Origin of the sequence: Corynebacterium sp. MSK004 (genome assembly GCF_030232515.1) — a bacterium.
Taxonomy (GTDB): Bacteria; Actinomycetota; Actinomycetes; order Mycobacteriales; family Mycobacteriaceae; genus Corynebacterium; species Corynebacterium hesseae.
Genome location: NZ_JASPKB010000010.1, coordinates 1 through 26839, shown reverse-complemented (window position 1 = coordinate 26839; position 26839 = coordinate 1). Strand labels below are relative to the sequence as shown.

Here is a 26839-nt window from a genome sequence, read left to right as displayed (position 1 = left end):
CTTAGCCTTCTGGGTCTTCTCCGCCAGAACGGCGGGTCTTTGCTCCGAAGGCGAAAAGGGCTGCGCCGACGACGAGAACTGCTCCTACACCAATGATCCATTTGGCCGCGGTAGGCAAAGAACTCAGGGGATCCTGAGACTCTTCTGCATCGTCGCTTTCCTTGGCACCATCGGCAGAAGCATCTGCAGTCTTATCTCCCCCAGCCCCGGAGGCCACGCTAAATGGCACGGAACCGAGTGTGGAGTGCCCATCGGAGGACGTAATGCGGAAACCTACTTGGTAGTCACCATCACCGGGCTCGACGTCCTGGGGGACTTCGACGGTGAGGTTTCGGCCGTCAATGGTCGGGGTTGCGTCAAAGAGAACGTCGCCGCTTGTCTTATCGCTCACGGCAAAGGTGTTGAAGTTGTCCTTTGGAATACCAGAGAATTCCAACGTGATTTCGCGGGGGAATTCCTCCAGCGGCGTATCACTCACAACGTTGCCGCCTATGACTGAGTCATGTGCCGCCGCTAGTGGCGCGGACAGCCCGACCGCGAGGCAGGCTGCCCCGGCAGCAATCCCTGTGGTGACCTGACGCAGCTGCATGTCCAGAACAACTCCTTGATGGTCTGATGAAACTTTTGGTTGAAGGTTCCCTCATCCTATCGCCGGGAGGGATCCTCGAGCCAATCCTTACCCCGCACGGATTGTGCGAGGTTACCAAGTAGTCGTTGCATGCAGTGGAAAAGTTCCCTGGACCGCCCCTAGCCATACACCCCGGCAAACAAGAAAACGAAAAGTGCCCCTCCATAGTGGAGGGGCACTCGACGTGGAGCGGATGACGAGACTCGAACTCGCGACCCTCACCTTGGCAAGGTGATGCGCTACCAACTGCGCTACATCCGCGCGACAAACCGGAGTTTGTCACGGAGTCCGTAAGGAACTCCCTGTGCGCGATACTGGGATTGAACCAGTGACCTCTTCCGTGTCAGGGAAGCGCTCTCCCGCTGAGCTAAACGCGCTCACAGCACCCGAAGTTGGGCGCCAGCTTTTGAGGTGGAAACGGGAATCGAACCCGTGTGCACGGTTTTGCAGACCGTTGCCTCACCACTCGGCCATTCCACCGTGGCGATACCGCCTCACACACTACATGTGCTGGAGCGGATGACGAGACTCGAACTCGCGACCCTCACCTTGGCAAGGTGATGCGCTACCAACTGCGCTACATCCGCATTCGAAACCAGGCCCGGTTTCTAGGACTAAGTCCTTGTGCGCGATACTGGGATTGAACCAGTGACCTCTTCCGTGTCAGGGAAGCGCTCTCCCACTGAGCTAATCGCGCTTATCCATTTATCAAGGCTTTTTGCTCGAGGATCCCTCTAGCATCAAGAAAGCCTTGGAGCGGATGACGAGACTCGAACTCGCGACCCTCACCTTGGCAAGGTGATGCGCTACCAACTGCGCTACATCCGCATTGCACGTAACCGGCTGGTATGCCGTGGTGCGAGAAGAAACTTTATCGTGCGCCACCCCAGTTTCCAAATCCGCAGCCCACAGCACTAATCCCCAACCATCCAACAGCGCATGGATTACATTAATGTGATTGAGACTGCAGTTACAGTGATTGCGCATGATTGCACTAGGAACACACTAGTACTGTCGGGAGAACTCCAAGATCCATCCGTTCTCGCACAGCCCTGAGTAGCCACTACACCCTTACAGTCGCGAGCAACCAACCAGAATAAATGCACGCAGAGTAAATGAAAGCGCGGTTGAGCTGGTCGATTAGGGGTTTCCATACGCGCGGTGTACCTTAAGTGCTGCACCGAGGTTCTATAGCTCAGTGGGAGAGCGTTCCGTTCACACCGGAAAGGTCGCTGGTTCAATCCCAGCTAGGACCACCATTAAAGTTGCAGGTTAAAGACGTGCAGCGTATAACACAAGCCTCCGCGTGGTTACTATGTGGAAAATGAATCCGCATTTAGCTGTTCACCCAGGGGTGTTTTTCATTGTTCCTGAAACTGGCCAAGAACGCCAGACACGATAGCTTAACCCGTTGGGGACACGGCATGGTTAATAAAGTCTGCACGATATTGGATCTGCCCCCACGCGTAGTTGCCCGATAACTCCATAATGGTTCAATAGCAACACGTGCAGGCATAGGGTGATAGATGTGCAGTTGCCAAAGTACGGCCCAGTCTGGGCAGGCTCCTTGATGGGAACCTCAATTGCGTCAACTTTGTCGGGTTTGCATGGTCTACGCGTAGGCCAAATTGTTTTTGCTCTTATCGCAGCTGTTCTGCTGGTGATTTTTACCGTGGGCGCGAGAAATGAACCGCCTCGACACCAGAATATGGCTGCGTGGGGCATGTACACGATGGGCCTGCTGGCGTGCGGCTCGGCATGGACCGCGTTGACTGGAAGCGATGCCTTCCAGTTGGCAAGTTGGTGGATTGGTGCACCGCTATCGGTGGTGGTCTGCCTATGGCAGCTGTGGGGGTTGTTCAAACAGCCGCACCTCTACGACAAGCCCGCTTTTCCTTGGGGCCTGGCACTTGTTTCTCCCATGGTGGCGGCGACCTCCGCAGGTCAGTTGGCTATGAACCACGGGCAGTTCTACCACTATGCCGGTGAGCTGTGCTTCTTCCTCACGTTCATCACCGCAATTCCGCTGTTCGCTTATTGCTATTGGTCTTTAGTACGCTGTCAAGATAGGCCGCGCGAGGCGGCTGCGGGTACGGCATGGATCCCGCTCGGCGTGGTTGGACAGTCAACGGCGGCCTCGACGCTGCTTTTTGACGCCCACCTCTACGGCATCATCGTGTTCATCATTGGTGCGCCCTGCGTAGTATTCGCAATGTATTGCTTTTACCAAGCGGTAGTCGCGTGGGCCCCTTATGGCCCAGGCTGGTGGGGCTCCACATTCCCTGTCGGCACTTTGTGCCTTGGCTCCTGGAATGAAGGCTGGCACCGGTTGTCCCTTGCTTTATTGGTGCTCCTGCTATTGCATTGGGGAGCCTCTGCGCTGCGCTTCGGCACATGGCGGTTCCAACGCGCCTGATCACATACGCTCCGGCCAATCCCACGCCCTAAGCCGTCGTCGACATTTCAGGTACCGTGGGGCGCCATGAGTGACACTGCTCTGATAAACCACCTCATGGGGCCCGACCGAGAAGGAATCCGCTTGATTGCGGTGAGTACGCTCCACGGCTCCGCCACCATCGATGGAACCTCAGGGCCAATGGGCAACGCCACCGACGGTGAACTCTTCGCCGCACTGCGCGAGTGGGCCGACATTGCCGTCGTCGGCTCAGCCACGGTGAAGTCGGAAGAGTACGGACCGTCGACAAGCACGCGGCTCGCCGTACTCAGTCACTCCCTTGACTTTGCCGGGTTCGAGGGTTTCATTGCAGCAGGCCCCATCGTGCTTACCCCGGAGGAACGCGCATCGTCACCCGAGGCACGGCGCTTAGCCGACGCCGGCGCCGAAGTCATCAGCACAGGTACCGGAACCATGAGCGAGGCTATTGCTGCCCTTCGCGCCCAGGGCGCACGCCGCATCAGTTGTGAGGGCGGCCCTTCCGTGTATTCCGCCTTTATCGCCGAAGGACTTGTAGACAAGCTCTATTTGACGCTCGACCCGCACCTATCGCCCTCCGTCGACAAGCCCGTCGTCGATGGCAAAGCCACCTCCCCTGCGCTCAAGCTCGAGTTGGAGAACGTTGCTGCTGTCGACAGCACGGTGTTTCTGCGCTATCGACGAACCCAAACACCGTAAACTGTGCTGCCGTGACTTCTCCGGCTCCCTCAACCTCAGATTCCGCGCGACTGTGGACGGCCGCCGCGTGGCCCGCCGCCATAGTCTTGGTTTTCCATCGCGTGTTCGTGCTCGCCTTCAACGGCACGGTGACCGATGATTTCGGCACCGTCTACCGCGCAATCCGGAACCTGTGGGAGGGCAACCCGGTCTACGAACAGAACTATTCCTTCGTCGAGCCGCTCTACCTATACAACCCGGGCGCAACGCTCCTCCTATCCCCCTTGGGGCTTGTTTCCGAGGAACACGCGCGCATCGCCTTCATCCTGGCCAACGCCGCAGCCATCGTCGCCGCCTTGGCCCTACTGACTCGCTTCGTAGGCCACAGCCTGCGCGGCCCCTTGTGGCCAGTCAGCATCGCTGCTGCCTTCGCTACCGAATCAGTCATCAACACGTTGGTCTTTACCAATATCAACGGCGTGCTACTACTCGCCATGGTGGCGTTTCTGGTCTTGTTAGATAAACACGGATGGGCCGCCGGGCTGTGCATCGGTCTGGCGATTCTGGTTAAGCCGCAATTTGCCCCGCTGCTCTTCCTCGCTTTAGTGCGCAAGCGCTGGCTCACCTTAGGTTTGGGCGTGGCTATACCGCTAGTGAGCAACCTTGCTGCTTGGCCGATCGTCCCGGGCGTGGAAGGCTTCCGCGCCAACCTTCTTCCCTACCTTGCGACAACGCGCGATTATGCCAACGCATCATGGCCGGGCGTGCGCGCCTACTTCGATCTCCCCGGCATTATCTACTACCCCATCTGGTTGCTCTTCGCAGTACTTGCGGCAGTGGCCATCCTCGGGCTTCTACGCTGGCGCGACAGCGAGCCCACCTTCTGGGCGCTGAGCACAAGTGGTGCCATCATGGTCGGCATCTTCTTCCTTTCCTCCCTGGGTCAGCAGTACTACTCCATGTGGCTTATCCCCATGCTGTTTACGGTGATGCTTGCACGCTCGGTCTTCCACACATGGGGAGCATGGTTGGCCGCATTTTTATTCTTAGCGCCGCTCGAGTGGACGTCGACAAGCATGCCCACCGCCGCACACTGGATGAGCGTCTTCATCGCCACCATCGGGTGGGGACTGCTCATCGTGGTGACCGCCACCACCGTAGCCGGCTGGTGGTCCGCGGAGCGAGGCACTAGCCCAAAGCCTCAAGCTAGCGATAAACTCCCAGCATGACTGATTTCAAGCTCATTGCAGATACCGAATGGCGCAAGCGGTTAAGCCCCGAGGAGTACCACGTTCTGCGTGAGGCCGGAACGGAAGCACCGCACGTCGGCGAGTACACCAACACGACTACCGAAGGCGTGTACTCCTGCCGCGCCTGTGGTGCCGAGCTCTTCCGCTCCACGGAAAAGTTTGAGTCACACTGCGGCTGGCCGTCCTTCTTCTCCCCTTTGGCCGGTGACGCCATCATTGAGCGCGAAGACAATTCACTGGGCATGCGCCGCATCGAGGTACTGTGCGCTAACTGTGAATCCCACCTCGGCCACGTCTTCGAGGGTGAGGGCTACGATACGCCGACGGACCTGCGCTACTGCATCAATTCCATCTGCCTGGATCTAGAAGAAAAGCCGGTCGAGGACTAAACCCTCAACCGGCTTCCGGCGCTTTTCGCGGCAGCTACCGCGAATTATCGCGGTTCTTAAGGCAGGATCGCGATGAGCTCAGCCACGTCCTTCACGCGGCGGCCGGTGTGGAAAGGAATCTCCTCGCGCACGTGGTGACGAGCCTCGGTGTAGCGCATGAGGTACATCAGGTCCACGATGCGGTGCAGCTCCGGGGCCTCAAAGGCCAGGATCCACTCGTAGTCACCCAGCGCGAAGGCTGGCACGGTGTTGGCGCGTACGTCCGGATAATCACGTGCCTGCATGCCATGCTCCATGAGGATGCGGCGGCGTTTTTCCTCATCCATGGTGTACCAGTCATAAGAGCGCACGAAGGGGTAGACGGAAATCCACTCACCGGGCTCCTCGCCCATAATGAAGGACGGCAGGTGAGACTTGTTGAACTCTGCCGGGCGGTGCAAAGCATTTCCTACCCACGTCACCTCAGAAACCTGGCCCAGGACGGTCTCGCGGCGGAAGTCCGCGAAGGCCTTCTGGATGTCGGCGAATTCTTCAGCGTGCCACCAGATCATGAAGTCAGCGCTCTCCCGCATCCCGGAGAGAGCATAGATACCGCGAACGGTAACCACGCCTGCTTCCTCCAATTCCGCGAAGAACTTCTGTGCCTGCGCCACGATCTCCTCGCGCTCGGTGCCCAGCGCACCGGGGATTACTTGAAAAACCGCGTGCTGCGAATAGCGCTGGACCTTATTGAGCTCGGCAAAGTTGACCTTCGACATGCCTTTCTCCTTCTTTCAACCGACAGAGTTTCGCATCCATCATAAGTTGGAGACGACCCCTCGCGCCACTAGCCTTTCGGCGCGCCTTCCACCGCCACGAGGGCGGAGCTTATACGTTGTTCCCCGTGAGCAATTCCGACGTTTCTTCGCGCAACCTCGCAGGGGCACCGACCAACCTGCACGATCGCGCCGCCGCCTCCCCCGCCGATTCGCGCCCTGCGGAGCCGAGCACCCCGGCCGCCTTCACGGCGGCCGTTGACTCCCTCCATGCCGCACAGCTGCGCCCAGAAATCACGTTGGGCACCATCCGCCCACCGCAGCGGCTAGCGCCGTTCAGCCACGCCATCGGCTTGGAAGTTGAGCGCAACGAGCACGGGGACAACATCCCCACTGACTCTGACGGCGATGCCTTCGGCCGCCTCATCCTGCTCCACGATCCCGGCGCTGAGGAGGCCTGGGAAGGCGCAATGCGCCTCGTGGCCTACATCCAAGCAGACTTGGACGATGCCGTCGCTGGGGATCCGCTGCTTCCCGACGTCGCCTGGGAGTGGCTTACCGAATCCCTCGACGTGCGCGAGGCGACCCATACAAACCTGGGCGGCACCGTCACGTCGACCGCCTCGGTTCGTTTCGGCGAGATCGGCGGCCCGCCGCGCGCCTACCAACTAGAAATGCGCGCCTCCTGGACCGCCGCCGGCTTAGATCTCGCCCCACACGTGGAAGCTTTTGCGCAGGTTCTTTCCCTCGTCGCGGGGCTGCCTCCAGAAGGCGTAGCGGAGCTCGGGCGCTAACATGACTGAACTGCGCCAGGTACCGGTTGACGGAACACCAAAGGTCCTGCTTTCTCCCCGTGAATTTCACGCCGCCGCCGACCGCCTGACAGCTGGAACTGGCCCCTTCGCCATCGACACCGAACGCGCGTCAGCTTACCGCTATGACGATCGCGCGTTCCTTGTACAAATTCGCCGAGAAGGTGCGGGCACTTTTTTGCTCGCCCCGGAACACCACAGGGCTGAGCTCCGCGCGGCCTTAGCACCGGCGCTCAACGGCCAAGAATGGGTCGTCCATGCGGCCCCCTCCGATCTTCCTTGCCTTGCCTGGCTGGGTTTGTACCCAGGCAGGCTCTTCGATACCGAGCTGGCCGCCCGCTTCGCCGGCTTTGCCCACCCCAACTTGGCAGCAATGGTGCTGGAGCTTTTCGACGTCCAATTGGAAAAAGGCTACGGCGATTCCGACTGGTCCGAAACCCCCATTCCCCGGTCGTGGCGCAATTATGCGGCGCTTGACGTGGAGTTACTCAATGAGCTCGCTGTGACTTTGCGCGATATCCTCGCGGAGGAGGAAAAGCTCGACTGGGCCTATGAGGAGTTTGAGAAGATAGTCGACGACCACGCGCGCATTACGGGCCCCGAGCCCCGCTCGTGGCGGGATCTCAAGGGCGTGTCCTCGCTTCGCTCCGGCGAACAGCTCGCCGTGGCTCGCGAACTGTGGCAGCGCCGCGAATCTATCGCGCGCACACAGGACGTGGCCCCCAACCGAGTACTACCGCACCGCGTGTTGGTGGACATTGCTCGCCGCGTGCCCCGCTCGCCACGCGAAATCAACCAAATCAAAGGTTTTCCCCGACGCCGCGGGGGTGCGACCTTGCGGTGGTTCGACGCGGTTGAAACCGCACTGGCCAGCCCGCGCCAGCAATGGCCGAAGGTGCTGCGCAGCCCGCGCCCGGTTCCTTCCAAATCAGTTTTTAGCCGGGAGTTCCCCGAACTGTGGCAGCTCTACACCGAAATCCGTAGTGACTTCGAGGACCTCGGCGATGAGCTCGGCATGAGCTACGAGCTCATTCTCAAACCCAGCCTGCTGCGCATGGCCGTGTGGGCGGCGTGTGGCCCAGAGGGTGGCGTCGCCGGGGAAATCACAGATGCTGCGGATATCCCCGATTTCCTACGCTCCCAGGGCGCGCGCGAGTGGCAAATCGAGCTTGCCTCCCCGCTTTTGCGCCACGGGCTAGAGCAGTAGCGCCCACTCGCCCGCGTTCTTAGCTGCGAGCAGCTACCCACTCGCTGACGGACTCCGCGATTCCCTCCGGAGTCAGCCCGAATTCCTCAAGAACCTCACCGCGGCTGGCGTGCTTGGGGAAACAGCCCGGCACGCCGAGTCGGTGCACAGGGGTATCCACATCGGCAGCATCGAGTGCTTCGGCCACCATGGAACCCACGCCGCCACGCAGGATCCCGTCCTCCACCGTGACCACGAGGTCATGATCCGCAGCCAGCGCGATAATGGATTGTGGGACCGGAACCGGCCAACGCGGATCAACGACGGTCACGTTGAAGCCTTCGGCTTCCAACCGCTCGGCGGCCCCCAAGGACCGAGCACTCATGGCGCCGATGGAGACGATCAGAACATCCGTTGCTTCGGCCGCTGATTCAGCAGCATCGGAATAACGCAGGATATCGACGCCATCATCGAGGCGCTCGAGCTCCTCACAATCATCCAGCAGGTTGCCCTTAGGGAAACGCACTACCGTCGGGCCATCCTCGATGGCGATTGCTTCGTTGAAGAGCTCCCTTAAGCGGGCACCATCGCGCGGTGCGGCGATGCGCATACCCGGGACGATGCTCATCAGCGCCATGTCCCAGACACCATTGTGCGAGGGACCATCGGATCCTGTGACACCGGCGCGATCGAGAACGATGGTGACGGGCAGCTTCAGCAACGCGATGTCCATGACCACTTGGTCCACTGCGCGGTTGAGGAAGGTTGAATACACCGCCACCACCGGGTGCATACCTGCCAGCGCCAGGCCTGACGCAGAGGCCATGGCATGTTGTTCTGCAATTCCGACATCGAAGAAGCGCTCTGGGAATTCCTCCTGGAATGGAGCTAATCCCGTTGGGCCTGCCATAGCGGCGGTTATCGCCACAATATCCTCGCGGGCATGACCGGCCTTGATGAGTTCCTCGGAGAAGGCCGCAGTCCATCCCGGTTGCTTCTGTCCTTTGGACACACCGGTGACTGGATCGATAGCCCCTGTGGAGTGCATCTGGTCCTTCGGCTCATTGACCGCTGGTGCGAAGCCGTGGCCCTTCTCCGTGACCGTATGCACGATGATGGGGCCGTCATAGTCGCGGGCGTAGCTCAGTGCCCGGACCACGGCGTCGATATCGTGTCCGTTAATCGGACCAATGTATTTGATGCCCAGTTCTGGGAACATCTCGGTGGGCAGGACGGTGGACTTCACGCCTTCCTTGACCGCATGCAAAGCGTCAAAGGTGCGCTCACCTACCCAGCCCATGGACTTCAGGCGCTTCTTGCCCAGCGCCATGAACTCGTCATAGCCATGCTGCGCGCGGATGCGCCCAAGGTTCTCTGAGAGTCCGCCGATGGTCGGTGAATAGGAGCGGCCATTGTCATTCACGATGATAACAACGTTGCGGTCTTTATCCGCAGAAATGTTGTTGAGCGCTTCCCAACACATGCCACCCGTCAGGGCGCCGTCACCGACAACCGCCACGGCATTGCGGTGCGATTCACCGCGAATCTTGAAGGCCTTGGACAGGCCGTCCACCGTAGACAGTGACGCCGAGGCGTGGGAGGATTCCGTCCAGTCGTGCTCAGACTCCCCGCGGTCCGTGTAGCCGGACAACCCGCCCTTCTGGCGCAGCGTATCGAATTGATCGGCACGGCCCGTGAGCATCTTATGCACATATGCCTGGTGGGAGGTGTCAAAGACGATGGGATCTCGCGGGGAATCGAAGACGCGGTGGATCGCCACAGTGAGCTCCACAACACCCAAATTAGGGCCAAGGTGACCGCCGGTAGCGGACACCTTCTCAATCAAGCGCTGGCGAATCTCCGCCGCGAGCTCACCCAGTTGCGTCTTGCTCAGGGCTTTGAGATCGCCTGGTGATTGAATGGAATCCAGAATGCCCATAGAGCTTGCCTTAAACCCCTTCATCGATCGTTTTCTTCTCTACCACCGTACCCGCTAACACACGTGACACGTCAATCATTGCCCCGGCAGCACTCGAAGCGAAAGCTATGCCACCTGTGCCGCGGGGACCAACAGCGCCAGGGTTTCAAAGTGGTGCGTTCCGGGAAAAGCATTCACCATTGCTAAGTGCAGTATGCGGTAGCCGCTCTCAGACCACGCGGCGATATCGCGGGCAAAGGTAGCGGGATCGCATCCGATGTGCAGAACGCGTTGCGGCGCTGCCTCAGCAATTGCGCCCACCACATCCCGGCCAGCACCGGTGCGCGGCGGATCCAAAACCACCGTCGTTGGCTTTGGCAATTGGCTCGCTACCTGCTCCACCTTGTCGGTGCGAAAGTGCACGTCATACGCTGCAAGACCCGGCTGTGCCGCCGCAGCCGCCGGCGAGTAATCGACAGAAAACACGGTGGTGTGTCCGCCCTGGGGCGCCGTGGCCTCAGCCAGAGCAGGAACGAAAAGCCCTACCCCTCCATAGAGATCCCAAGCCACTGCGTCGACCGCGGATTCATCTGCGGCACTGCTTTCTCCCGCCTCCACAGCAAGCCACTCGCGTGCGAGACTGGTGTACACGTCAGGCGCGCCCACGTGCGCCTGCCAAAAGGCGGTGGCCGGGAAACGGAACTCGTGACCGTCGGCACGCTGCACGACGTCCTCGGTCGGGGCCTCGATTACTTCCCGGATAGTCTCTATGCGCCGGCCGCGCGGTGCTTTCCGTGTCTCGACGACGTGGCGGTTGCCATCGCTGTCCATGACCGCAATAACCTCCGCGCCAGGGCTAAAGGTGCGAGCACCAGGCCCCACCAGACCTGCGACGAGGCCCGGCACCAGCTGGCTGCACGCCACGTCTGTAATCAGCTCAGTGGAGCCGCGCTTGCGCACACCGGCACGGCCTTGCTTGTCGACGCCCAGCCGTACCCTCGTGCGCCACCCGCGCTGCGGTGCGACATCGATAGCCTCAATCTCGGGCACATCCTCAAGCCGGGCCACCCTATGTAGTTGATCGCGCAAGACGGCGGCCTTGATTCCTGGTTCCGCCGCAGGATCTAGCTCGGCGAAATCGCAGCAACCTGCACCGCGCTGTGCTGCGGGACACGAAGACTCGACGCGGTACTCACCTGGCTGGAGGACGGATATTATCTCAGCTTCCACGAAGGACTTCTTCGCCTTGGTAACCGTCGCCCTCACCTGGTCGCCCGGGAAAGCACTGGGGACGAAACACACGCGCCCGTCGGGCGCCTGACCGATTCCGACACCGCCGTGTCCCATGCGTTCGATGGTGGTATCGAAGGACGCCCCTTTGACAACGCTTGAATCAGCAGCGTTGTAAGCACTCTCAGTCATGGATCCTCTCCTTGGTGTCTTCGGAGCTGTGTGCTCCTTCTACGCCCTCTGATTCCTCCACCGCGGCGTTGGCACGGCGAACCATCCAGACGGTCAAGATGGTGACGATGCCGGTTAGCGGCCACCCCATGAGGATGCGAACGATGCCGAGGGTGGTGGTGGCATCGGCGTCGTAAAGCGCGCGCTGCACCACGAAACGGGCAATGAAGACCGCGGCCCAACCCGCCGTTGCCAAGGCATAGGCTCGCCGTGCCTTCGGCACGATTCGCCACCCCATGCCATCGCCGTTGAGGCCTTTCCACACCACGCCGACAAGCGGCCAGCGCACGATGATGGAGACAACCGCCACGATAAACAGCACGAGCGACATCCAAATTCCATAAAGGAAGTAACCCTTGGCGTCTCCTGTAAACCACGCGATACCAGCGCAGATGGCGACACCGAGCAACCCGGAAAATGCTGGCTGCAGAGTTTCTTTGCGCGCCAAACGCCACAGGCTGATGGCCAGCGCCACACCGAGCGCTGCGGCCAATGCAGGCCCCAGGCCCCACATGTTGTTAACCGGAATGAGAACCAGCACGGGCAGGGTCGCAGACACCAGACCGGTCAGGCCTCCCATTTGTTCGAGCAGCGACGGTTCTGCCTCAGGCGCTGGAGTCGCTGCTGCAGTCTGTTGTGGTGTCTCAGTATTCGTGGAGTCCATGGAGGCCTCAGAGGCGGGCGTCGTGCCGTGTTCGGTGGTATCGCGCCCTTCGGGCGTAGGGGTGGTCACGAGTTTCAACAATCCTTTTCGGTAGTAGCCGGGAGGGTCACGGCCAATGGCCTAGGGCGCGCTACTTGTTCTCGTGGTCGTCGAGATTGCGCAATTGTTCGCGAGCCTCGGCCTCCGCGCCGCTTTCGGCGCCCGCAGCATTATCCGCTGGCGCGGAGTTTTGAGCGCTGGATGGTTGCGCTGCCTGTTGCTGGCGCTCCTGAAGCGCCTGCTGGACTTGCTCAGCGAGCTGCTGCGGCAGCATCACGGGAAGTGAACTTCCGGCAAGAATTGGCTGCTCGCCGCGATAGATAAAGGTGCGCGCGACGACTTCGCGTCCCAGCTGCGCTAGCTCCTCTTCCTTGCCCGCAGGAGCGGCCAAGGTCAAACGGTACATCCACCGCGGCCCTTCCACACCAATGATTCGGATTCCGCCCTTATCACTGGTGCCGACGATTTCAGAACCCCAAGGACCATCCTCCGGATGCGCTGTAAACCCATCTGCTTCCAAACCCTTGACGATGTCCTTGGCAGATTCCGCCCACTGCCCCGGCGTGCGCGGCGCGGCAAAGGCCACAGGCGTCATGCGTCCGTGCGGCGTAAGAATGTGGAGCATACGAGGGCCGTCTGGGCCCATTTCTACCTGCACCTGCGAGCCCTTCGGCAGCGGGATGCGCATCGAGCCCAGGTCCAAAAGGCCGACGGAGAAGTCCTCGAAGTTGAACTCGGCGATATCCACGTTGTCGCCGTCGTAGGGGCCCATCTCACCGTTGATGGCGTCGTGCGCCACGGCTTTTACCCCGGCAACACCTTCGACGTCATCCTGATCCTCGCGGACCAGCCCTGCACTGGCTTGTACAGGCCCCTCAGCGGTCGAACTTTCTCCGGCCTCCGTTGCCAAGCTCTCCGCCGACGCTGGTTCGGCCGTTGCTTCTTTTACTTCTTTGTCCGCGGCATCAGTGCGGACGGTGGTGTTCTTGTCCTGGCTTTCGTCCTTGCCAGCATCCTTCTTCTTTTTGCCAAAGGGCCACATCGCCATGGTTTTGTGCCTTCCTCATTCTGTGTCTTGTGCCGGATAACTTGTGTTTGTCGGATGTGGGGTTGCTCGGTATGGCCCGCGCACGCGCAGGCTTTGCCACGAGCAACTGATTCAGTTGACGCCAGTGGATCCGTACCCGCCATCGCCGCGAGCGGTGTCATCGAGTTCCTCGACTTCGCGGAAGCCCACGAGCTCCACTCGTTGGACAACAAGCTGGGCAATTCGCATCCCACGCTCGACCTCAAAGGTCTTATCGGGATCGTGATTAATAAGGCACACCTTAATCTCACCGCGATACTCCGCATCGATGGTGCCCGGCGTGTTGACCACGGAAATCCCGTGCTTGGCCGCCAAGCCCGAACGCGGGTGGACCAAACCTACCGTGCCCATTGGCAAGGCAAGAGCAATGCCAGTACCGACGAGCGCGCGCTCTCCGGGGCGCAGAGTAGCGTCATGCGCGGCGTAGAGATCCGCGCCAGCATCGCCACGATGGGCTCGCTGCGGCAGCGGAAGCTCCTTATCAAGGCGCTTGATCTGAATGTCTCCGAATGGACTTACCGGATCTACAAGGGGGTGTTGCTCATTCACGCGGCCCAGCCTACCTTGTCCCCACCATCCCCTACCCCGAGGGATGGAGCTTCGTGCCGCGTCTACCGCGGTTACCCGGCACCTTTGGTTGCGTTGGGTTCTGCCCTTCCCCGACGACTAGACTCAGAGGCCATGACTTCGAATTCATCGCCTGTTTCCCCCACAGCGTCTGCTGAATCCCCCGTCATCCTCTATCGCGAGCGCCAATGGGTGCCGTGGTACTGGTGGTTTATGGCTGCGTTCGTCGTGGCGATTTCCACGGCCACGGTCAGTCTCAACCGCGGCATCATGTGGGTCATTATTCCCGCCATTCTGCTTAGTGCCATCGCCGTGTGGGTGCTAGTGACGTGGTCCAACACAGTAGTTCAAGTGGAGCAGGATGCCGATGGCACCCGGTGGCTCACCGTGAAGGACGCACAGCTGCCTAGCGATGTTGTCTCCCGCAGTACCGCGGTGCCGGCCACCGCGCGGCGCAATGCGCTGGGACCACAGCTCGATCCGGCTGCTTTCCTTGTCACGCATGGCTGGGTTCCTGAGCACGTCATGCTCGTCCTCGACGACCCAGAGGATCCCACCCCCTATTGGCTCATCGGCTCCACCAACCCCGAAAAGCTCCTCGCGGCCTTCCTTCCAGAACAGGCAGCAGCCTCCGAGGGCTAAACATCGCGCGCAGGATAAACTGCTGCGCTAGGCGCAGTCCATGCAGACTGGCTGCCCATCCTCTTCGTGGTCGAGGCGCTTATTGGACTGCACCAGGTAGCACACAGAACAAGTGAATTCGTTTTCTTTACGCGGCACGACGGTGACATTGAGTTCCTCACCGGTCAGGTCCACTGACGGCGGCTCAAAAGCCTCGACGATTTCACCATCGTCATCCATGCCGTTGTTATCGTTTTCAGCCGCCTTCAGGCCTTCGAGGGAATCGGTCTCGAGGTCGTCTTCTGCGCGGCGACGCGGTGCGTCGTAATCGGTGGCCATAATGCTTGCCCCTGTGAGTCAGATTGATTGGTACGTCTATTTATCGACGGCATCCTAAACCACGCAAGCCCCCGTGTCACACTCGCCCCGCGATGGGGGCACCAACCGCCCCACCCCTCTACCCCCTACCCTGCGAATTTTAATAGGATGAGCTGGGCATTCACCGTTCTTGGAGTGCTGGATATTTTTCTGAGTATCACTCCTCACACCCACCCACAATGCGGTCACTAATACGGGAACGGCACAGTGCCGACTCCGCCAGCGATACGAAACTCACACTGTTGCCACATCAACGCCGCGCTCAACATAGACTGTCAGTATGACCGCGCAAGAAGCACAGCACCAGGACACGACATTGAGCCTTGAGCACCAGGGCCATTCCTTTGGCATTGATGTTGGGGGCTCCGGCATCAAGGGCGCCGAGGTAGACCTCGCAACAGGCGAGTTCGTCGGTGACCGTCTGAAGATCGCTACTCCCCAGCCCGCTACGCCGGAAGCCGTAGCAAAAGTAATTGCCCAAATCGTCGCCGAAAAAGGCTGGGACGGCCCCGTCGGAATCACGATGCCTGCTGTGGTGAAAGGCCAAGTGATTCGCAGCGCGGCGAATATTGATAAGTCTTGGATTGGCGTGGATGCGCAGGATTTGTTGAGCCAATACCTCGACGCGCCCTTCACCGTGCTTAACGACGCCGACGCGGCCGGCCTCGCCGAAGTGGCCTACGGTGATGACATTGCACGTTCGGGCCCCGTCATCTTCCTCACCCTGGGCACGGGCATCGGCTCCGCATTCCTTCTGGACGGCCAGCTCTTCCCCAATACGGAGATTGGCCACCTTATCGTTGGTGAGAAGGAAGCAGAGCACCAGGCGTCGTCGGCAGTCAAGGAACGCGAAGGTCTCAAGTCCAAGCAGTGGGCAAAGCGCGTCAACCGCGTACTCCACGAGTATGAGGCGCTGTTTAACCCTTCAGCCTTTGTGATCGGTGGCGGAATCTCCCGCAAGTTCGACAAGTGGGGCGAGCACCTCAAAATTGAAACACCGGTCGTTGCTGCTCAGCTCCGCAATCGCGCGGGCATCGTGGGCGCGGCAATGGCGGCGAAGGAAGGAATTCGCCCCTAATCTATATTGTCCCGGCGTTCCCTAGTTGACCCCAGTCACCGCCTGTTGACAAAAATGATCTATACTGGGCTGTCGATTATCGAATATCCAGCGGCGCGCCTCCCTCGCTCATCTCGGAGGCGGGCTAGCATCGGGGACTAGTCGCGACAAACTTGCGCGTCCCCATATTTTCCACTCAGAGAGCAAGTCGAAAGGGCGTACGTGGCAGCCACTGATTCTTCAGACCAGGTACTCGGCGAGGACAAGAGCACCTCCGAGACATCTGCACCTGCACAGAAGACCGCCAAGAAGACGGCAAAAAAGACCGCTAAGAAGACGGCCAAGAAGACCGCGAAAAAGACTGCGAAGAAGACCGCTAAGAAGACGGCCAAGAAAGCAACGAAGAAAACTACTCGCAAGTCCGCCCAGAAGGCCGCGAAAAAGACGGCCAAGAAGACGGTGCGCAAGTCGGCGGCAAAGAAGGCAACCTCGCCGGAAAGCGCCGAGTCTTCGGAGGACCTCGCAGAGGATCAGACCGATGAGTTGGACGCCGAGACGCCCGATGACGCCGACATCGACTTCGATCCGGACAACGCGGAGATGGACGAGGACGACGAGTTCGGTGACGACGATGACGATTTGGAGGATGAGGACTCCGAGGACGAAGAGGAGGATGGCTCCTCCGTCTGGGATGAGGATGAATCCGCTGCCCTGCGTCAGGCCCGTAAAGACGCGGAGCTGACTGCTTCGGCCGACTCTGTCCGCGCCTACCTCAAGCAGATCGGTAAAGTCGCCCTGCTCAACGCCGAGCAGGAGGTCTCCCTGGCTAAGCGCATCGAGGCAGGCCTCTACGCTCAGTACCGCATGGACGAGATGGAGAAGGCTCGCGCTGAAGGCGACAAGGCCGCCAAGCTCTCCCCCATGGAGAAGCGCGACATGCGCGCCATCGCTCGTGACGGCCGCAAGGCGAAGAACCACCTCCTCGAGGCAAACCTGCGTCTCGTGGTGTCCTTGGCTAAGCGCTACACGGGCCGCGGCATGGCCTTCCTGGATCTCATCCAAGAAGGCAACCTGGGTCTAATCCGCGCCGTTGAGAAGTTCGACTACACCAAGGGCTATAAGTTCTCCACTTATGCCACCTGGTGGATCCGCCAGGCCATTACTCGCGCCATGGCTGATCAGGCTCGTACCATCCGCATCCCGGTGCACATGGTGGAAGTCATCAACAAGTTGGGCCGCATTCAGCGCGAGCTGCTGCAGGACTTGGGCCGCGAGCCCACCCCGCTGGAGCTGGCGAAGGAAATGGATATCACCGAAGAGAAGGTGCTGGAGATCCAGCAGTATGCCCGTGAGCCCATTTCTCTGGACCAGACCATCGGTGATGAGGGCGACTCCCAGCTCGGTGACTTCATTGAGGATTCCGAAGCGGTCATTGCTGTCGACGCTGTGTCCTTTACCTTGCTGCAGGATCAGCTCCAGGACGTGCTCACGACGCTCTCCGAGCGAGAGGCCGGCGTGGTTCGTCTGCGCTTCGGCCTGACCGATGGCATGCCGCGCACTTTAGACGAAATCGGCCAAGTCTACGGCGTTACCCGCGAGCGTATTCGCCAGATCGAGTCCAAGACGATGTCCAAGCTGCGCCACCCATCACGCTCTCAGGTGTTGCGCGACTACCTAGACTAGGGAGAGCAGAAAGATTTAAGCGGCGAGGAGGTTTAACCTTCCTCGCCGCTTCTTCTGTGCTCTGCGCGCTCTATGCGCATTGGATGGCTAATAATTTGGCCCCACGACAAAAATCAGTGCCATGGAAACGAAAGGAGCAATGTAGCTCCAGCCCACGCCAATGAGCATTCCCCACACCGCCATGCCGGTCCCCCTGTGCTCAGGGCGTCGCCCCGATCCGAGAATGAGCGCAGCAACGCCAAGCCCTGCTGCACACCACCCAGTGATCATGGTAAGCATCGACAGCATGAAGCCAACGGGGCTGATGAGGAGTGTCAGCGCGATGTCGATAAGTGGCGGAACGATAGCCAAGCCCAGTGCCCATGGGGCGAGCGGGTTCGGAGTGGATGGCCTTTCATAAGGCACCGGCGCATAGGAACCCGCATAGGAATTCGGATAAGCCTGCGGGTACGGAGCCTGGTACGGATCCGCTGCGTAGTAGTTTGGTTCCACATAGTCGGGCTGGGTCATGACTTCCCACTTTCGCGAAGACTCGGCTAGGTCACTGCCCGATATCTTATGCGAAGGCAGCGGGCGCAGTCCCCGCGTACGGGGGTCATTGCCCGCTGCTCATCGATTTCCCAGGAGCCCTAGCCGTCGAGCCCCAGCTCTATGCCCGTAGCAATCCGGTCAATGACCTCTTTATCAGCAGTGTCACCGCTGATAGTCACTGAAGCACCCTGACAAGCACCAAGAGACATCAGCATCATTGCAGAGTCTGCTTCTACCTCTTCGCCATCAAAGGAGAGGACAATGACACCGTCTGCCTCTGCGGCCATCTCCGAGACCTTGGAGGCTGGACGGGCGTGAAGTCCCGCCTCATCAGCCACGGTCACTGTCAGCGAGTACCTATCTGGGTTAGTTTCAGGCTCCTCTTTATCCACTGGATCAGCGGCGGCAGACTGCTTCGGCACGAAGACCTCGATGGCCCGTTCCGCAGCTCTGGCGACGGCCGCAAGGTCATCTCCTTGTTGGGCGGCGGTGGCTGCGGCAACGGCAGCCTCGACTAGTGGGGCATCCACAAACCGGACTTGTTCTTCATCAAGGAACTCAAGAACAGACTCAACGGTCATCGTGGCCGAGCCCAAGTCCGTGAGGACGACAACGCCGAGACCTTGGCCGAGGGCATGGCTGATGGCGCCTTCGATGTAGTCGTAGGAAGTTCCGATACCGCCGTCTTCCAAGCCGCCGGCGGGAAGGATGGTCACATCAGCGGCCATTTGTCCGGCAAGCTCTGCTAGGCCTTCAGCGAGCTTGGCCGAATGCGATACAAGGACAAGCCCAACGCGCGGTTGTGTCATGTTTTATGCCTCCTTCGTTGAAGTCTCGGCAGCGTCGGCAGCCGCGGCCAGGAACAGAGCCGAGGACGTAGCACCCGGATCCTTGTGCCCAGCAGAGCGCTCCCCAAGATAGGAAGCGCGGCCCTTCGTTGCCACCATCGGAATGGTATCCTCCGCGCCGGTTGCTGCGGCGTCAGCAGCCGCGCGCACAACCTCAGCGGGACTCAGCGCGGCATCCGCCGCTTCACGGGCAGCTCGTGCGGCCGGCGCCCAGGCGTCGACCATCGTCTTCTCCCCTTCCGCGGCCTTGCCGCGCGCAGTAATACCCTCCAGCGCAGCCTCAAATAGACCGGCCACCGTGGGCGCATCAATCGCCCCGGAACCGGCAGCCTTAGACGCACGCAAGAAAGCGGTCCCTAGCAACGGCCCGGAGGCGCCGCCAACGGTGGACATGAGTGTCTTTGCCGTCAGTTTCAGAACATCAGCGACGGTAGAATCCTCTGGGGAGATTTCCGCGCCCATCTTCTCCACGACGGCGCGGAAGCCGCGATCGACGTTTTCACCGTGGTCGCTGTCTCCAATGGCGCGGTCAAGCTCGATGAGCTCCTCGCGGTATTCATGCGCAGCTGCAGCACAATTATTCATCCACGCTAATGCCCAGTCGGTTGAAAGAGTTACATCATTTGTCATAGTTACACTCCTTGGCGTAGTGCGGCGGTGTGGCAGGGGGCGTCGAAAAGCGCCAGGTCTTCATCGTCGGCGCGCATGACGCTCACGGAGCACCCGGCCATATCCAGACTCGTGACGAAGTTGCCCACAAGGGAGCGTTCAATGCTCACCCCCGCCTCCTTTAAGCGCTGAGCTACCCGACGGTAAACCACGTAAAGCTCAGAGGCCGGGGTGGCTCCCATGCCGTTGACAACGACGACGGTGCGCTCGCCTTCGCTCAGCTTAAGGTCTGCCAGGACGGGATCAAGCAAGTGGTCCGTTACGTCGTCGGCCGAAACCAGCGGAATCTCCTTGCGGCCCGGCTCACCATGAATACCCACGCCCAACTCAACCTCGTCTTCCCCGAGGTCAAAGGAAGGCTTGCCCACATGGGGCACGGTGCAGGCGGAAAGCGCCGCGCCCATAGTCGCGGTGTTTTCTACCACCTTTTTCGCCACAGCGGTCACCGCAACGAGATCATCGCCGCGCTCGGCCGCCGCACCGGCCAGCTTCTCCACCAAGAGGGTTCCCGCCACTCCGCGACGGCCGGCGGTAAACGTAGAATCCTCCACCGCGACATCATCGTCCACAATGACCTGGCTGACCTCAATATCATCGAATTCAGCCAGCTCTGCCGCAGTATCGAAGTTGAGGACATCGCCGGTGTAGTTCTTCACGATGTAGAGCACTCCCGCCCCAGCATTAGCTGCCTCGGTGGCTGCTTGGATGGCATCTGGCGTCGGAGATGTAAACATAGCGCCGGGCACGGCCGCGTCCAACATTCCATGGCCGACGAAACCGGCATGCAGCGGCTCGTGCCCAGAGCCACCGCCGGAGACAATAGCCACCTTGCCATGTTCTTTCTTCTGTTTGCGGAAAACAAACAGCGGGTTCGTGTTGCGAGTGACAATGTCACCGTGGGCTAACGCGAAGCCCTCTACTGATTCGGCTACTACGTTGTCCGGTGAGTTGATGAGCTTTTTCATCATCTTTCTCCTTAGGTTTTCTTTGGCCTAGAGCACTCTTCTCACAATGCTGCCGAGCCTACCCTTCGCCACCGGATACTGTGCCGGATTCTACTGCGTCCGCGCAGCTACCACTTGCGCAGATAATCGATGCGCTCTTGCAACTGCTCAGCGTTACACAGCGCGGTAGGAGGTCCGCCGCAGGCCTTGCGCGCTTCGGTGTGGATGGCTCCGTGCGGGCGGCCGGTGCGCTGAGCGGTGATGGAGACCACCGTGTTGAGCTCCTTGCGCAGCGCGGAAATCTCATCCACCACGCCTGACTGGGATCCGGTGCTGCTTGCCGACGCCTCCGCCCCACGCTTCGGCGCATGTGGGGTGCCGTAGAGCTTGCGGCGTTGTTCCTCCGCTGCTTCCGCAGCCCGGCGCGCCTTCTCCTCTGCCTCACGGCGATCCATCTCATCGGACTGTTTCTTGCGAAGGAGGTCCTTGACCTGGTCGGCGTCGAGAAGCCCGGGAATTCCGAGGAAGTCTTCTTCTTCGTCGGTGATATTGCCCGTGGTGAACTGCGAGCCGTTGTAGAGCAGGCCGGAGAATTCTGCTTCCGCGCCGAGGGACTCATAGGAAGGCTCGAGCATGTCCGGCTCGGACTTCTTCTTATTGGCGTCCTCGAGCAACTCATCGTCCCAGCCCTCCTTGTCGGGGTTCTTCTCCCCTCCGAGGACGTGGTCGCGCTGCTTCTCCATGTTCTCCGCCAGCCCCAGCAGGACCGGGACAGACGGCAGGAATACCGAGGCGGTCTCGCCCGGCATGCGGGAGCGCACGAAGCGGCCGATGGCCTGAGCAAAAAAGAGCGGGGTCGAGGCAGACGTGGCATAGACACCCACTGCGAGGCGCGGAACGTCGACGCCCTCGGACACCATGCGTACGGCCACCATCCACTCGTCGGTGGATTCGGAGAACTCTGCGATACGCGCGGAGGAACCCGGGTCATCGGAAAGGATGACGGATACCGGGGTGTTCGAAATCTGCTTGAGGATCTTCGCGTAGGCGCGCGCCGTCGTCGTATCGGTAGCGAGTACGAGGCCGCCGGCATCCGGCATGTTGCGGCGCATCTGCATCAGACGCGTGTGGGCAGCTTGAAGGACGGTGGGGATCCACTCGCCCTTGGGGTCCAGAGCAGTGCGCCACGCGCGGGCGGTCTGCTCCGGATTGAGGATATCGCCCAAGCGGGCCGTATGTTCCTCGCCGGCACTATCGCGCCAGCGGGACTCGCCGGAGTAGCTGAGGAAGACCACGGGGCGCACGACGCCGTCGGCAAGCGCATCGCCATAGCCGTACGTGTGATCGGAGCGGGAGACCAAGTGCCCCTCCCCGTCCTCCTCGTAGCGCACGAAAGGAATCTGGGAATCATCCGAGCGGAAAGGCGTACCGGTCAGCGCCAGGCGGTGTTCCACGTCGTCGTAGGCTTCACGCACGCCGTCACCCCAGCTCTTGGCGTCGCCGGCGTGGTGGATCTCATCGAGAATCACCAAGGTGCGCCGGGCTGAGGCCACCGCGCGGTGCTTAAAGGGGTGCATGCCTACTTGGGCGTAGGTCACCACCACGCCATCCATGGCGGGGTTGACTCCAGAAGAGTTCGTGAACTTCGGATCCAGCGCGAGCCCCACGCGGGAGGCAGATTCAGACCACTGCACTTTGAGGTGCTCGGTGGGCACCACCACGATCACGCGCTCTACGGTACGGTCCGCCATGAGCTCTGTGGCCACGCGCAGGGCGAAGGTAGTCTTACCTGCGCCTGGCGTTGCCACCGCCATGAAATCCTTCGGCTTGGTGGCCAGGAATTTATCCAAGGCCGCGCGTTGCCACACACGCAGCGAACCATTATTGGCAAATCTTTGTGCTGGAGTCTGTGTAGACACGGTCAGCGACTATCCCCCTCTAGTTATCCCAACATCCCGCTCTTGTGAAAGTCTTCGTTTTACGTCGACGCAACATTACGCGTCGACGGCACGCTTAGCGGCGGCGCAGGCTCTTATATACGCGCTCGCAGTCCGGGCACACGGGCGAACCGGGCTTGGCTTGCTTGGTGACAGGGAAGGTCTCACCACAGAGGGCAACGACGTACTTACCGTTGACCGCGGAATCGAGGATCTGGTTCTTCTTTACATAGTGGAAAAACTTCGGGGTGTCGTCGTTGGTCGACGTATCCTCGCGGACATCAGGGCGTTCAATAGTCTTAGTCGTCGTACTCACGCCCACTATCATGCCGCATCGGTATCGAAGTTGGCGAGTCCTACCGCTACGCTGGTGGGCATGACCCCTTCGAACTCGCGCGATAACGTCCGCCATACCCCACGATCGGGGCGGCGGCGTGGGCGTCGATTCGGGCGCAAGGCTTATCTCATTACAACCGCCAAACTCGCTCCCGGCCAGGACCGGCATCGCCGCGAAGTTATCTACTCAATTTTGCAGTTTCTGCGCATCCCTTCGCTGCTTCTAGCTGGTGTCATGGTGTATGCCTGGCATTGGTGGATTGCCGCCGCCATCGTCGTGGGCGTCACCTTCCCGCTTCCCTGGATAGCCGTGGTCATCGGCAACGGGCGGGGGCAGAAGAAGGACAAACGCGACAAAGCGGTCTACAAGCCCGCGCTCGCCCGACAGATGGCGCAGACACGGCGCGAACAAATCACCAGCGGTGCTCACGGCGAACTTCCCGGCGCGCCCTCATCGGACACTTCCCCCTCGGGCACGGACGCGGAGAGTTCAACGACCAACACAATTGAGCACGAAGATTAAGAAGTCACCGTTTCCTTCCCCCAACTATCAAAGGATATTTTTATGAGCACCCAACAGCCCTCCCCTTTCGGCCCGGCGATGAACCCGGACAACCCCATCGCAGACGTTGCGGAGGAACTAGCCCACGTCTTTGCTGAGGCAGGGTTCAGTGCGGACGGTATCGCGGGACACCTGGGGCCGGAGTACACCGAAGCGCTACATCGCGGCGAACCAGCCGCCGTGGCACTGGGAGCCAACGGTGATTCCCGCCTGGACCACCTCATCCGGATCTTCCTGCTGCACGAACACGTACCGGCCACGCTGCTTTCCGACGTCCTCGGCGCACGCCTAACCACCCGGCTGCTCGACTGCGGCGCAGTGCTTACCGACGAGCACGGAACCGCCTACGTGGCTTATGACATTCGGCCACACATCATCGTGGGTAAGAACCGCATCGTGTTTTCCGATGTTGATGCTTCCCTAGTGGATCACGTGCCCGGCTCCGAGCACGTGTTGGGAGTAGGCTCTGCCAGTCTCTCCCTCTTGCACTCGACCCCGACCACTCCCGTGTCCTCAGTACTAGACCTGGGCACGGGTTCTGGCGTACAAATCCTTGGGCAACTGGAGTCTGCTGAAAAAATTGTTGCGACCGACGTTCACGAGCGAGCCCTCCAACTTGCCCGCGCTACTGTCGCTGCTGCAGGCGCAGAAAACCGTGTTGAGCTTCGCCAGGGTTCTTGGTTCGAGCCCGTGCAGCACGAGAGCTTCGACCGAATCGTTGCTAACCCTCCGTTCGTGGTGGGCTTGCCCAAGGTGGGCCACGTGTACCGGGATTCCGGCCTCAATCTGGATGGAGCAAGTGAGCTTGTCATATCGCAAGCTGTGGAGCACCTCAATCCTGGGGGCACCGCACACATTCTCGCTGCGTGGGTACACCAAGGCGACAAGTCTTGGCAGCAGCGGGTTGCCTCGTGGCTGCCGGATACCGGCGTGGCCGCGTGGATCATTCAGCGCGATGTGGCGGACCCTGCGCTCTATGTTTCCACGTGGTTGAGCGATGAATCCGTGGATGTTCGCAGTGCCGAAGGCCAGGAGCGTTCACGCCGTTGGCTGGAGCATTTCCGCGATCATGATGTCACCGGCATCGGGTTTGGTTTCGTGGCTATCCAGCGCATTGCAGACGGCGAGCCCTCCGATATTTTGGCAGAAACCATGGCGCAGCCGGTCATCGATCCGCTCGGGCCCGAAGTGGAGGAATACTTTGCTCGCATTGAATGGCTACGCAACCTGGTGCCGGGTGAGCTGGAAACAAAGCATGTGCAGCTGCGCCCAGGTGTCGCCCGCGAAGACGTTTCACTGCCCGACACGGAGCTTGGCATGGGCTTTGAGCGCGCAGCATTACGGCTCAGCCGCACGGACGGTCCGCGCTGGCAGCATGACGTCGACGAGCACCTCGCGGCGATCGTCGCCGGGCTCAATCCCCACGGGCTGAGCATTGGGGAGACCATCGAGCTCTATGCCGCCGCGCAGGGCTTTGAGGAATCCGAGTTGGTTAGCGCCGCGCTTCCAGCCATTGTGGATCTCATCCGCCATGGGCTTCTCATCCCTACGGAATTGTTGGCATTTAGCAACACTGAGTAGTCCCCTCCTTTCCCTCAAGCCCCTCGCGTTTGTCATCTGAGAAAGAACTCCTCACCAGAAAGGTCGTGTACTCCCTTCCATGCGTGCTGTCTTAACCCGCGTTTCCGAAGCTACCGTCACCGTAGACAACGACGTTGTCGGCTCTATTTCCTGCCCGGATACCGGCGGCGTCTTAGCGCTCGTCGGTATTTCCCGCGAGGACGTCGCGGCAGGTTCTGACTCCGGCACTGCCGAAGGACCAACCTTGGAAGAGCGGATGGACACGATGGCGCGCAAAATCGCTGAGCTGCGTATTCTAGAAGGCGAAACCAGCGTGGCCGACAGCGGTGCGCCTGTTCTGGTGGTAAGTCAGTTCACCCTCTACGGACGAACAGCCAAAGGCAGGCGCCCATCGTGGTCAGATGCCGCACCGGGTGAAGCCGCGCAGCCGGTTATCCAGGGAGTTGTCGCTCGCCTTCGCGAGCGCGGAATCACTGTGGAAGAAGGCCGCTTTGGAGCGATGATGCGCGTGTCCTCCATCAATGAAGGACCGTTTACCGTGCTCGTTGAGGTCTAGCTTCGGCGCGCCTCCCCCAAAATGGCCTAAAACCTCTCGCACATCCCGGGTGATTAAACATTTTTGGGCCCGTGGGAACTATCTGACGCGAAGGCCCGTTGTAGGGGATGAACCAAGCCGCAACTTAGGAGGCATGAGATGGCCACATCATCCGCTGCTAGCGTCCAGGACGAGGACGGACAGGAAGTTGACCGCGGCTCACGCCGTAACCAGACCAATGACAATCCCTCCGCGGACTTGGTCCGCGTTTACCTCAATGGAATCGGCAAGACTGCGCTGCTGAGCGCCGAGGACGAGGTTGAATTGGCGCAGACCATTGAGGTTGGTCTCTACGCCGAGTACAAGCTTGCCAATGCTGAGAAGTTGACTCGCGCGGAGAAGCGTGACCTGAAGATTTTGGCCCGCGAAGGTAAGAAGGCACGCTCCCACCTCTTGGAAGCAAACTTGCGCCTCGTGGTCTCCCTGGCTAAGCGCTATACCGGCCGCGGCATGCCGCTGCTGGATCTCATCCAGGAGGGTAACTTGGGCCTGATTCGCGCGATGGAGAAGTTTGACTACGCCAAGGGCTTCAAGTTCTCCACATACGCAACCTGGTGGATCCGCCAGGCCATTACCCGCGGCATGGCTGACCAGTCCCGGACAATTCGCCTCCCTGTACACCTAGTTGAGCAGGTTAATAAGCTTTCGCGCATCAAGCGCGAGATGTACCAATCCCTAGGCCGCGAGGCTACGAACGAGGAGCTCGCAGAGGAATCGGGAATCGAAGAGTCCAAGATCGAAATGCTGCTGCGTCAGTCCCGCGATCCTGTCTCCTTGGATATGCCGGTGGGCACCGATGAAGAGGCTCCACTGGGAGACTTCATCGAGGATGCCGAAGCAACGGACGCCGAAACCGCCGTGGTTGCTTCCATGCGCCACTCCGATATCCGCTCCGTCATTGGTTCTTTGGAGGAGCGCGAGCAGGACGTCATCCGTTTGCGCTATGGCTTGGACGATGGGGTTCCGCGCACCCTCGACCAGATTGGCCGCAAGTTCGGTCTCTCCCGCGAACGCGTTCGCCAAATTGAACGTGAGGTCATGGCCAAGCTGCGCGAAGGAAACCGCGCCGATCGCCTCCGCGAATACGCACTCTAAATCTCTTATTCGAATCCTGGCATGAGCCATCGAGCCAGCTGCCTGCTAGCCCAGCTGTGTGATGTCTAGCGACTTTTTGGACACGGAGTCCAGGATGTTTTTGGACGGGATGTCTAGTGGCTTTTTGGACGTTT

General features: G+C 60.3%; 27 protein-coding genes and 7 tRNA genes. 14 read left to right on the top strand and 20 right to left on the bottom strand.

Translation table 11 applies throughout. The features are described from left to right. Nucleotide 1 precedes the first annotated feature (1 nt). The 7 genes from QP999_RS11555 to QP999_RS11525 all read right to left on the bottom strand — a co-directional run bounded on the left by QP999_RS11555 (nucleotide 2) and on the right by QP999_RS11525 (nucleotide 1456). On the bottom strand, nucleotides 2–589 hold the full coding sequence (locus QP999_RS11555; protein ID WP_070562965.1) for a copper resistance CopC family protein: 588 nt from the start codon (nucleotides 587–589) through the stop codon (nucleotides 2–4). Between the two features lie 224 nt (nucleotides 590–813). Continuing rightward, nucleotides 814–889 (bottom strand) — tRNA-Gly (locus QP999_RS11550). Between the two features lie 44 nt (nucleotides 890–933). Next, nucleotides 934–1005, bottom strand: a tRNA-Val gene (locus QP999_RS11545). Nucleotides 1006–1037: 32 nt separating this feature from the next. Beyond that, nucleotides 1038–1108: transfer RNA gene (locus tag QP999_RS11540), tRNA-Cys, on the bottom strand. 31 nt (nucleotides 1109–1139) lie between these two features. Continuing rightward, a tRNA-Gly gene (locus QP999_RS11535) sits at nucleotides 1140–1215 on the bottom strand. Between the two features lie 38 nt (nucleotides 1216–1253). Continuing rightward, nucleotides 1254–1325 (bottom strand) — tRNA-Val (locus QP999_RS11530). Nucleotides 1326–1380: 55 nt separating this feature from the next. Next, a tRNA-Gly gene (locus QP999_RS11525) sits at nucleotides 1381–1456 on the bottom strand. A 356-nt stretch (nucleotides 1457–1812) separates the two neighbouring features. On the opposite strand from QP999_RS11525, the gene QP999_RS11520 reads away from it, so the two are divergent. From QP999_RS11520 to msrB, 5 genes are all read left to right on the top strand, one after another. Continuing rightward, nucleotides 1813–1887 (top strand) — tRNA-Val (locus QP999_RS11520). Nucleotides 1888–2147: 260 nt separating this feature from the next. Further along, on the top strand, nucleotides 2148–3044 hold the full coding sequence (locus QP999_RS11515; RefSeq protein WP_350309536.1) for a TDT family transporter: 897 nt from the start codon (nucleotides 2148–2150) through the stop codon (nucleotides 3042–3044). Between the two features lie 66 nt (nucleotides 3045–3110). Next, complete coding sequence (locus QP999_RS11510) at nucleotides 3111–3761, top strand: dihydrofolate reductase family protein (protein ID WP_284848360.1); 651 nt, start codon at nucleotides 3111–3113, stop codon at nucleotides 3759–3761. 11 nt (nucleotides 3762–3772) lie between these two features. Continuing rightward, entirely contained in the window at nucleotides 3773–4969 is a 1197-nt protein-coding gene (locus QP999_RS11505) for a glycosyltransferase family 87 protein (protein ID WP_070683442.1), read from the top strand. Continuing rightward, nucleotides 4966–5379: a peptide-methionine (R)-S-oxide reductase MsrB gene (msrB, locus tag QP999_RS11500; protein WP_070522057.1), complete on the top strand. Its 414-nt coding sequence runs from the start codon at nucleotides 4966–4968 to the stop codon at nucleotides 5377–5379. Before QP999_RS11505 ends, msrB begins: the two co-directional genes overlap by 4 nt. A 56-nt stretch (nucleotides 5380–5435) precedes the next feature. Here the strand turns inward: msrB and hemQ are convergent, their stop codons facing one another. Further along, a complete protein-coding gene (gene hemQ, locus QP999_RS11495; RefSeq protein ID WP_284848359.1) occupies nucleotides 5436–6137 on the bottom strand; it encodes a hydrogen peroxide-dependent heme synthase in 702 nt (233 codons plus the stop codon). 176 nt (nucleotides 6138–6313) lie between these two features. Between hemQ and QP999_RS11490 the strand changes: the two genes are divergently transcribed. Further along, nucleotides 6314–6928, top strand: a complete 615-nt coding sequence (locus QP999_RS11490) for a DUF3000 domain-containing protein (protein ID WP_168166645.1) — start codon at nucleotides 6314–6316, stop codon at nucleotides 6926–6928. A 1-nt stretch (nucleotide 6929) separates the two neighbouring features. Next, nucleotides 6930–8153 (top strand): HRDC domain-containing protein, encoded by a 1224-nt coding sequence (locus QP999_RS11485; protein WP_070683438.1) that lies wholly within the window; start codon nucleotides 6930–6932, stop codon nucleotides 8151–8153. Between the two features lie 19 nt (nucleotides 8154–8172). Here the strand turns inward: QP999_RS11485 and dxs are convergent, their stop codons facing one another. The 5 genes from dxs to dut form a co-directional block, all read right to left on the bottom strand. Next, nucleotides 8173–10071, bottom strand: a complete 1899-nt coding sequence (gene dxs / locus QP999_RS11480) for a 1-deoxy-D-xylulose-5-phosphate synthase (RefSeq protein ID WP_070531286.1) — start codon at nucleotides 10069–10071, stop codon at nucleotides 8173–8175. Between the two features lie 105 nt (nucleotides 10072–10176). Further along, the gene (locus QP999_RS11475) at nucleotides 10177–11472 is read right to left on the bottom strand and encodes a class I SAM-dependent RNA methyltransferase (protein WP_070683436.1); all 1296 of its coding nucleotides are present in this window, start codon (nucleotides 11470–11472) and stop codon (nucleotides 10177–10179) included. Further along, nucleotides 11465–12175, bottom strand: a complete 711-nt coding sequence (locus QP999_RS11470; protein WP_210396371.1) for a DUF3159 domain-containing protein — start codon at nucleotides 12173–12175, stop codon at nucleotides 11465–11467. The genes QP999_RS11475 and QP999_RS11470 overlap by 8 nt, the downstream gene beginning before the upstream one ends. Before the next feature lie 130 nt (nucleotides 12176–12305). Then, nucleotides 12306–13262, bottom strand: coding sequence for a DUF3710 domain-containing protein (locus tag QP999_RS11465; RefSeq protein WP_070683432.1), 957 nt, complete (start codon nucleotides 13260–13262; stop codon nucleotides 12306–12308). 111 nt (nucleotides 13263–13373) lie between these two features. After that, nucleotides 13374–13850, bottom strand: a complete 477-nt coding sequence (gene dut / locus QP999_RS11460; RefSeq protein WP_070623916.1) for a dUTP diphosphatase — start codon at nucleotides 13848–13850, stop codon at nucleotides 13374–13376. 132 nt (nucleotides 13851–13982) lie between these two features. Here dut and QP999_RS11455 point away from each other — a divergent pair, with 132 nt between their 5' ends. Then, nucleotides 13983–14510 (top strand): DUF3093 domain-containing protein, encoded by a 528-nt coding sequence (locus tag QP999_RS11455; RefSeq protein WP_144014957.1) that lies wholly within the window; start codon nucleotides 13983–13985, stop codon nucleotides 14508–14510. Nucleotides 14511–14537: 27 nt separating this feature from the next. Here QP999_RS11455 and QP999_RS11450 read toward each other — a convergent pair whose 3' ends face one another. Continuing rightward, entirely contained in the window at nucleotides 14538–14828 is a 291-nt protein-coding gene (locus QP999_RS11450; protein WP_070531301.1) for a DUF4193 domain-containing protein, read from the bottom strand. A 319-nt stretch (nucleotides 14829–15147) separates the two neighbouring features. Between QP999_RS11450 and ppgK the strand changes: the two genes are divergently transcribed. Continuing rightward, the gene (ppgK, locus tag QP999_RS11445; RefSeq protein ID WP_070531305.1) at nucleotides 15148–15945 is read left to right on the top strand and encodes a polyphosphate--glucose phosphotransferase; all 798 of its coding nucleotides are present in this window, start codon (nucleotides 15148–15150) and stop codon (nucleotides 15943–15945) included. A gap of 201 nt (nucleotides 15946–16146) precedes the next feature. Continuing rightward, the gene (locus QP999_RS11440; protein ID WP_144675096.1) at nucleotides 16147–17607 is read left to right on the top strand and encodes an RNA polymerase sigma factor; all 1461 of its coding nucleotides are present in this window, start codon (nucleotides 16147–16149) and stop codon (nucleotides 17605–17607) included. An 87-nt stretch (nucleotides 17608–17694) separates the two neighbouring features. Here the strand turns inward: QP999_RS11440 and QP999_RS11435 are convergent, their stop codons facing one another. The 6 genes from QP999_RS11435 to QP999_RS11410 all read right to left on the bottom strand — a co-directional run bounded on the left by QP999_RS11435 (nucleotide 17695) and on the right by QP999_RS11410 (nucleotide 22864). After that, nucleotides 17695–18117, bottom strand: a complete 423-nt coding sequence (locus QP999_RS11435) for a hypothetical protein (RefSeq protein ID WP_070522021.1) — start codon at nucleotides 18115–18117, stop codon at nucleotides 17695–17697. Nucleotides 18118–18236: 119 nt separating this feature from the next. Beyond that, nucleotides 18237–18947, bottom strand: a complete 711-nt coding sequence (dhaM, locus tag QP999_RS11430; RefSeq protein ID WP_284848358.1) for a dihydroxyacetone kinase phosphoryl donor subunit DhaM — start codon at nucleotides 18945–18947, stop codon at nucleotides 18237–18239. A gap of 3 nt (nucleotides 18948–18950) precedes the next feature. Next, nucleotides 18951–19616, bottom strand: coding sequence for a dihydroxyacetone kinase subunit DhaL (dhaL, locus tag QP999_RS11425; RefSeq protein ID WP_284848357.1), 666 nt, complete (start codon nucleotides 19614–19616; stop codon nucleotides 18951–18953). 2 nt (nucleotides 19617–19618) lie between these two features. Then, entirely contained in the window at nucleotides 19619–20620 is a 1002-nt protein-coding gene (dhaK, locus tag QP999_RS11420; RefSeq protein ID WP_284848381.1) for a dihydroxyacetone kinase subunit DhaK, read from the bottom strand. A gap of 107 nt (nucleotides 20621–20727) precedes the next feature. After that, a complete protein-coding gene (locus tag QP999_RS11415; protein ID WP_144675097.1) occupies nucleotides 20728–22518 on the bottom strand; it encodes a DEAD/DEAH box helicase in 1791 nt (596 codons plus the stop codon). 94 nt (nucleotides 22519–22612) lie between these two features. Continuing rightward, on the bottom strand, nucleotides 22613–22864 hold the full coding sequence (locus tag QP999_RS11410; protein ID WP_012715089.1) for a DUF3039 domain-containing protein: 252 nt from the start codon (nucleotides 22862–22864) through the stop codon (nucleotides 22613–22615). 48 nt (nucleotides 22865–22912) lie between these two features. Here QP999_RS11410 and QP999_RS11405 point away from each other — a divergent pair, with 48 nt between their 5' ends. From QP999_RS11405 to QP999_RS11390, 4 genes are all read left to right on the top strand, one after another. Next, nucleotides 22913–23395 (top strand): DUF3099 domain-containing protein, encoded by a 483-nt coding sequence (locus tag QP999_RS11405; protein WP_269948099.1) that lies wholly within the window; start codon nucleotides 22913–22915, stop codon nucleotides 23393–23395. A 42-nt stretch (nucleotides 23396–23437) separates the two neighbouring features. After that, nucleotides 23438–25015 (top strand): DUF7782 domain-containing protein, encoded by a 1578-nt coding sequence (locus QP999_RS11400; protein ID WP_284848356.1) that lies wholly within the window; start codon nucleotides 23438–23440, stop codon nucleotides 25013–25015. Between the two features lie 79 nt (nucleotides 25016–25094). Continuing rightward, nucleotides 25095–25571, top strand: coding sequence for a D-aminoacyl-tRNA deacylase (gene dtd, locus QP999_RS11395; protein WP_269948098.1), 477 nt, complete (start codon nucleotides 25095–25097; stop codon nucleotides 25569–25571). A gap of 138 nt (nucleotides 25572–25709) precedes the next feature. Beyond that, nucleotides 25710–26705, top strand: coding sequence for a sigma-70 family RNA polymerase sigma factor (locus QP999_RS11390; RefSeq protein WP_010190233.1), 996 nt, complete (start codon nucleotides 25710–25712; stop codon nucleotides 26703–26705). The last annotated feature ends 134 nt before the right edge of the window (nucleotides 26706–26839 follow it).

What these genes read in the sequence shown, in the direction of transcription:
- QP999_RS11555 (WP_070562965.1), bottom strand. Translation starts at nt 589, where the DNA reads ATGCAGCTGCGTCAGGTCACCACAGGGATTGCTGCCGGGGCAGCCTGC.
- QP999_RS11510 (WP_284848360.1), top strand. Translation starts at nt 3,111, where the DNA reads ATGAGTGACACTGCTCTGATAAACCACCTCATGGGGCCCGACCGAGAA.
- msrB (WP_070522057.1), top strand. Translation starts at nt 4,966, where the DNA reads ATGACTGATTTCAAGCTCATTGCAGATACCGAATGGCGCAAGCGGTTA.
- hemQ (WP_284848359.1), bottom strand. Translation starts at nt 6,137, where the DNA reads ATGTCGAAGGTCAACTTTGCCGAGCTCAATAAGGTCCAGCGCTATTCG.
- QP999_RS11485 (WP_070683438.1), top strand. Translation starts at nt 6,930, where the DNA reads ATGACTGAACTGCGCCAGGTACCGGTTGACGGAACACCAAAGGTCCTG.
- dxs (WP_070531286.1), bottom strand. Translation starts at nt 10,071, where the DNA reads ATGGGCATTCTGGATTCCATTCAATCACCAGGCGATCTCAAAGCCCTG.
- QP999_RS11475 (WP_070683436.1), bottom strand. Translation starts at nt 11,472, where the DNA reads ATGACTGAGAGTGCTTACAACGCTGCTGATTCAAGCGTTGTCAAAGGG.
- QP999_RS11470 (WP_210396371.1), bottom strand. Translation starts at nt 12,175, where the DNA reads ATGGACTCCACGAATACTGAGACACCACAACAGACTGCAGCAGCGACT.
- QP999_RS11465 (WP_070683432.1), bottom strand. Translation starts at nt 13,262, where the DNA reads ATGGCGATGTGGCCCTTTGGCAAAAAGAAGAAGGATGCTGGCAAGGAC.
- QP999_RS11455 (WP_144014957.1), top strand. Translation starts at nt 13,983, where the DNA reads ATGACTTCGAATTCATCGCCTGTTTCCCCCACAGCGTCTGCTGAATCC.
- QP999_RS11450 (WP_070531301.1), bottom strand. Translation starts at nt 14,828, where the DNA reads ATGGCCACCGATTACGACGCACCGCGTCGCCGCGCAGAAGACGACCTC.
- ppgK (WP_070531305.1), top strand. Translation starts at nt 15,148, where the DNA reads ATGACCGCGCAAGAAGCACAGCACCAGGACACGACATTGAGCCTTGAG.
- QP999_RS11435 (WP_070522021.1), bottom strand. Translation starts at nt 18,117, where the DNA reads ATGACCCAGCCCGACTATGTGGAACCAAACTACTACGCAGCGGATCCG.
- dhaM (WP_284848358.1), bottom strand. Translation starts at nt 18,947, where the DNA reads ATGACACAACCGCGCGTTGGGCTTGTCCTTGTATCGCATTCGGCCAAG.
- dhaL (WP_284848357.1), bottom strand. Translation starts at nt 19,616, where the DNA reads ATGACAAATGATGTAACTCTTTCAACCGACTGGGCATTAGCGTGGATG.
- dhaK (WP_284848381.1), bottom strand. Translation starts at nt 20,620, where the DNA reads ATGAAAAAGCTCATCAACTCACCGGACAACGTAGTAGCCGAATCAGTA.
- QP999_RS11410 (WP_012715089.1), bottom strand. Translation starts at nt 22,864, where the DNA reads ATGATAGTGGGCGTGAGTACGACGACTAAGACTATTGAACGCCCTGAT.
- QP999_RS11405 (WP_269948099.1), top strand. Translation starts at nt 22,913, where the DNA reads ATGACCCCTTCGAACTCGCGCGATAACGTCCGCCATACCCCACGATCG.
- QP999_RS11400 (WP_284848356.1), top strand. Translation starts at nt 23,438, where the DNA reads ATGAGCACCCAACAGCCCTCCCCTTTCGGCCCGGCGATGAACCCGGAC.
- dtd (WP_269948098.1), top strand. Translation starts at nt 25,095, where the DNA reads ATGCGTGCTGTCTTAACCCGCGTTTCCGAAGCTACCGTCACCGTAGAC.
- QP999_RS11390 (WP_010190233.1), top strand. Translation starts at nt 25,710, where the DNA reads ATGGCCACATCATCCGCTGCTAGCGTCCAGGACGAGGACGGACAGGAA.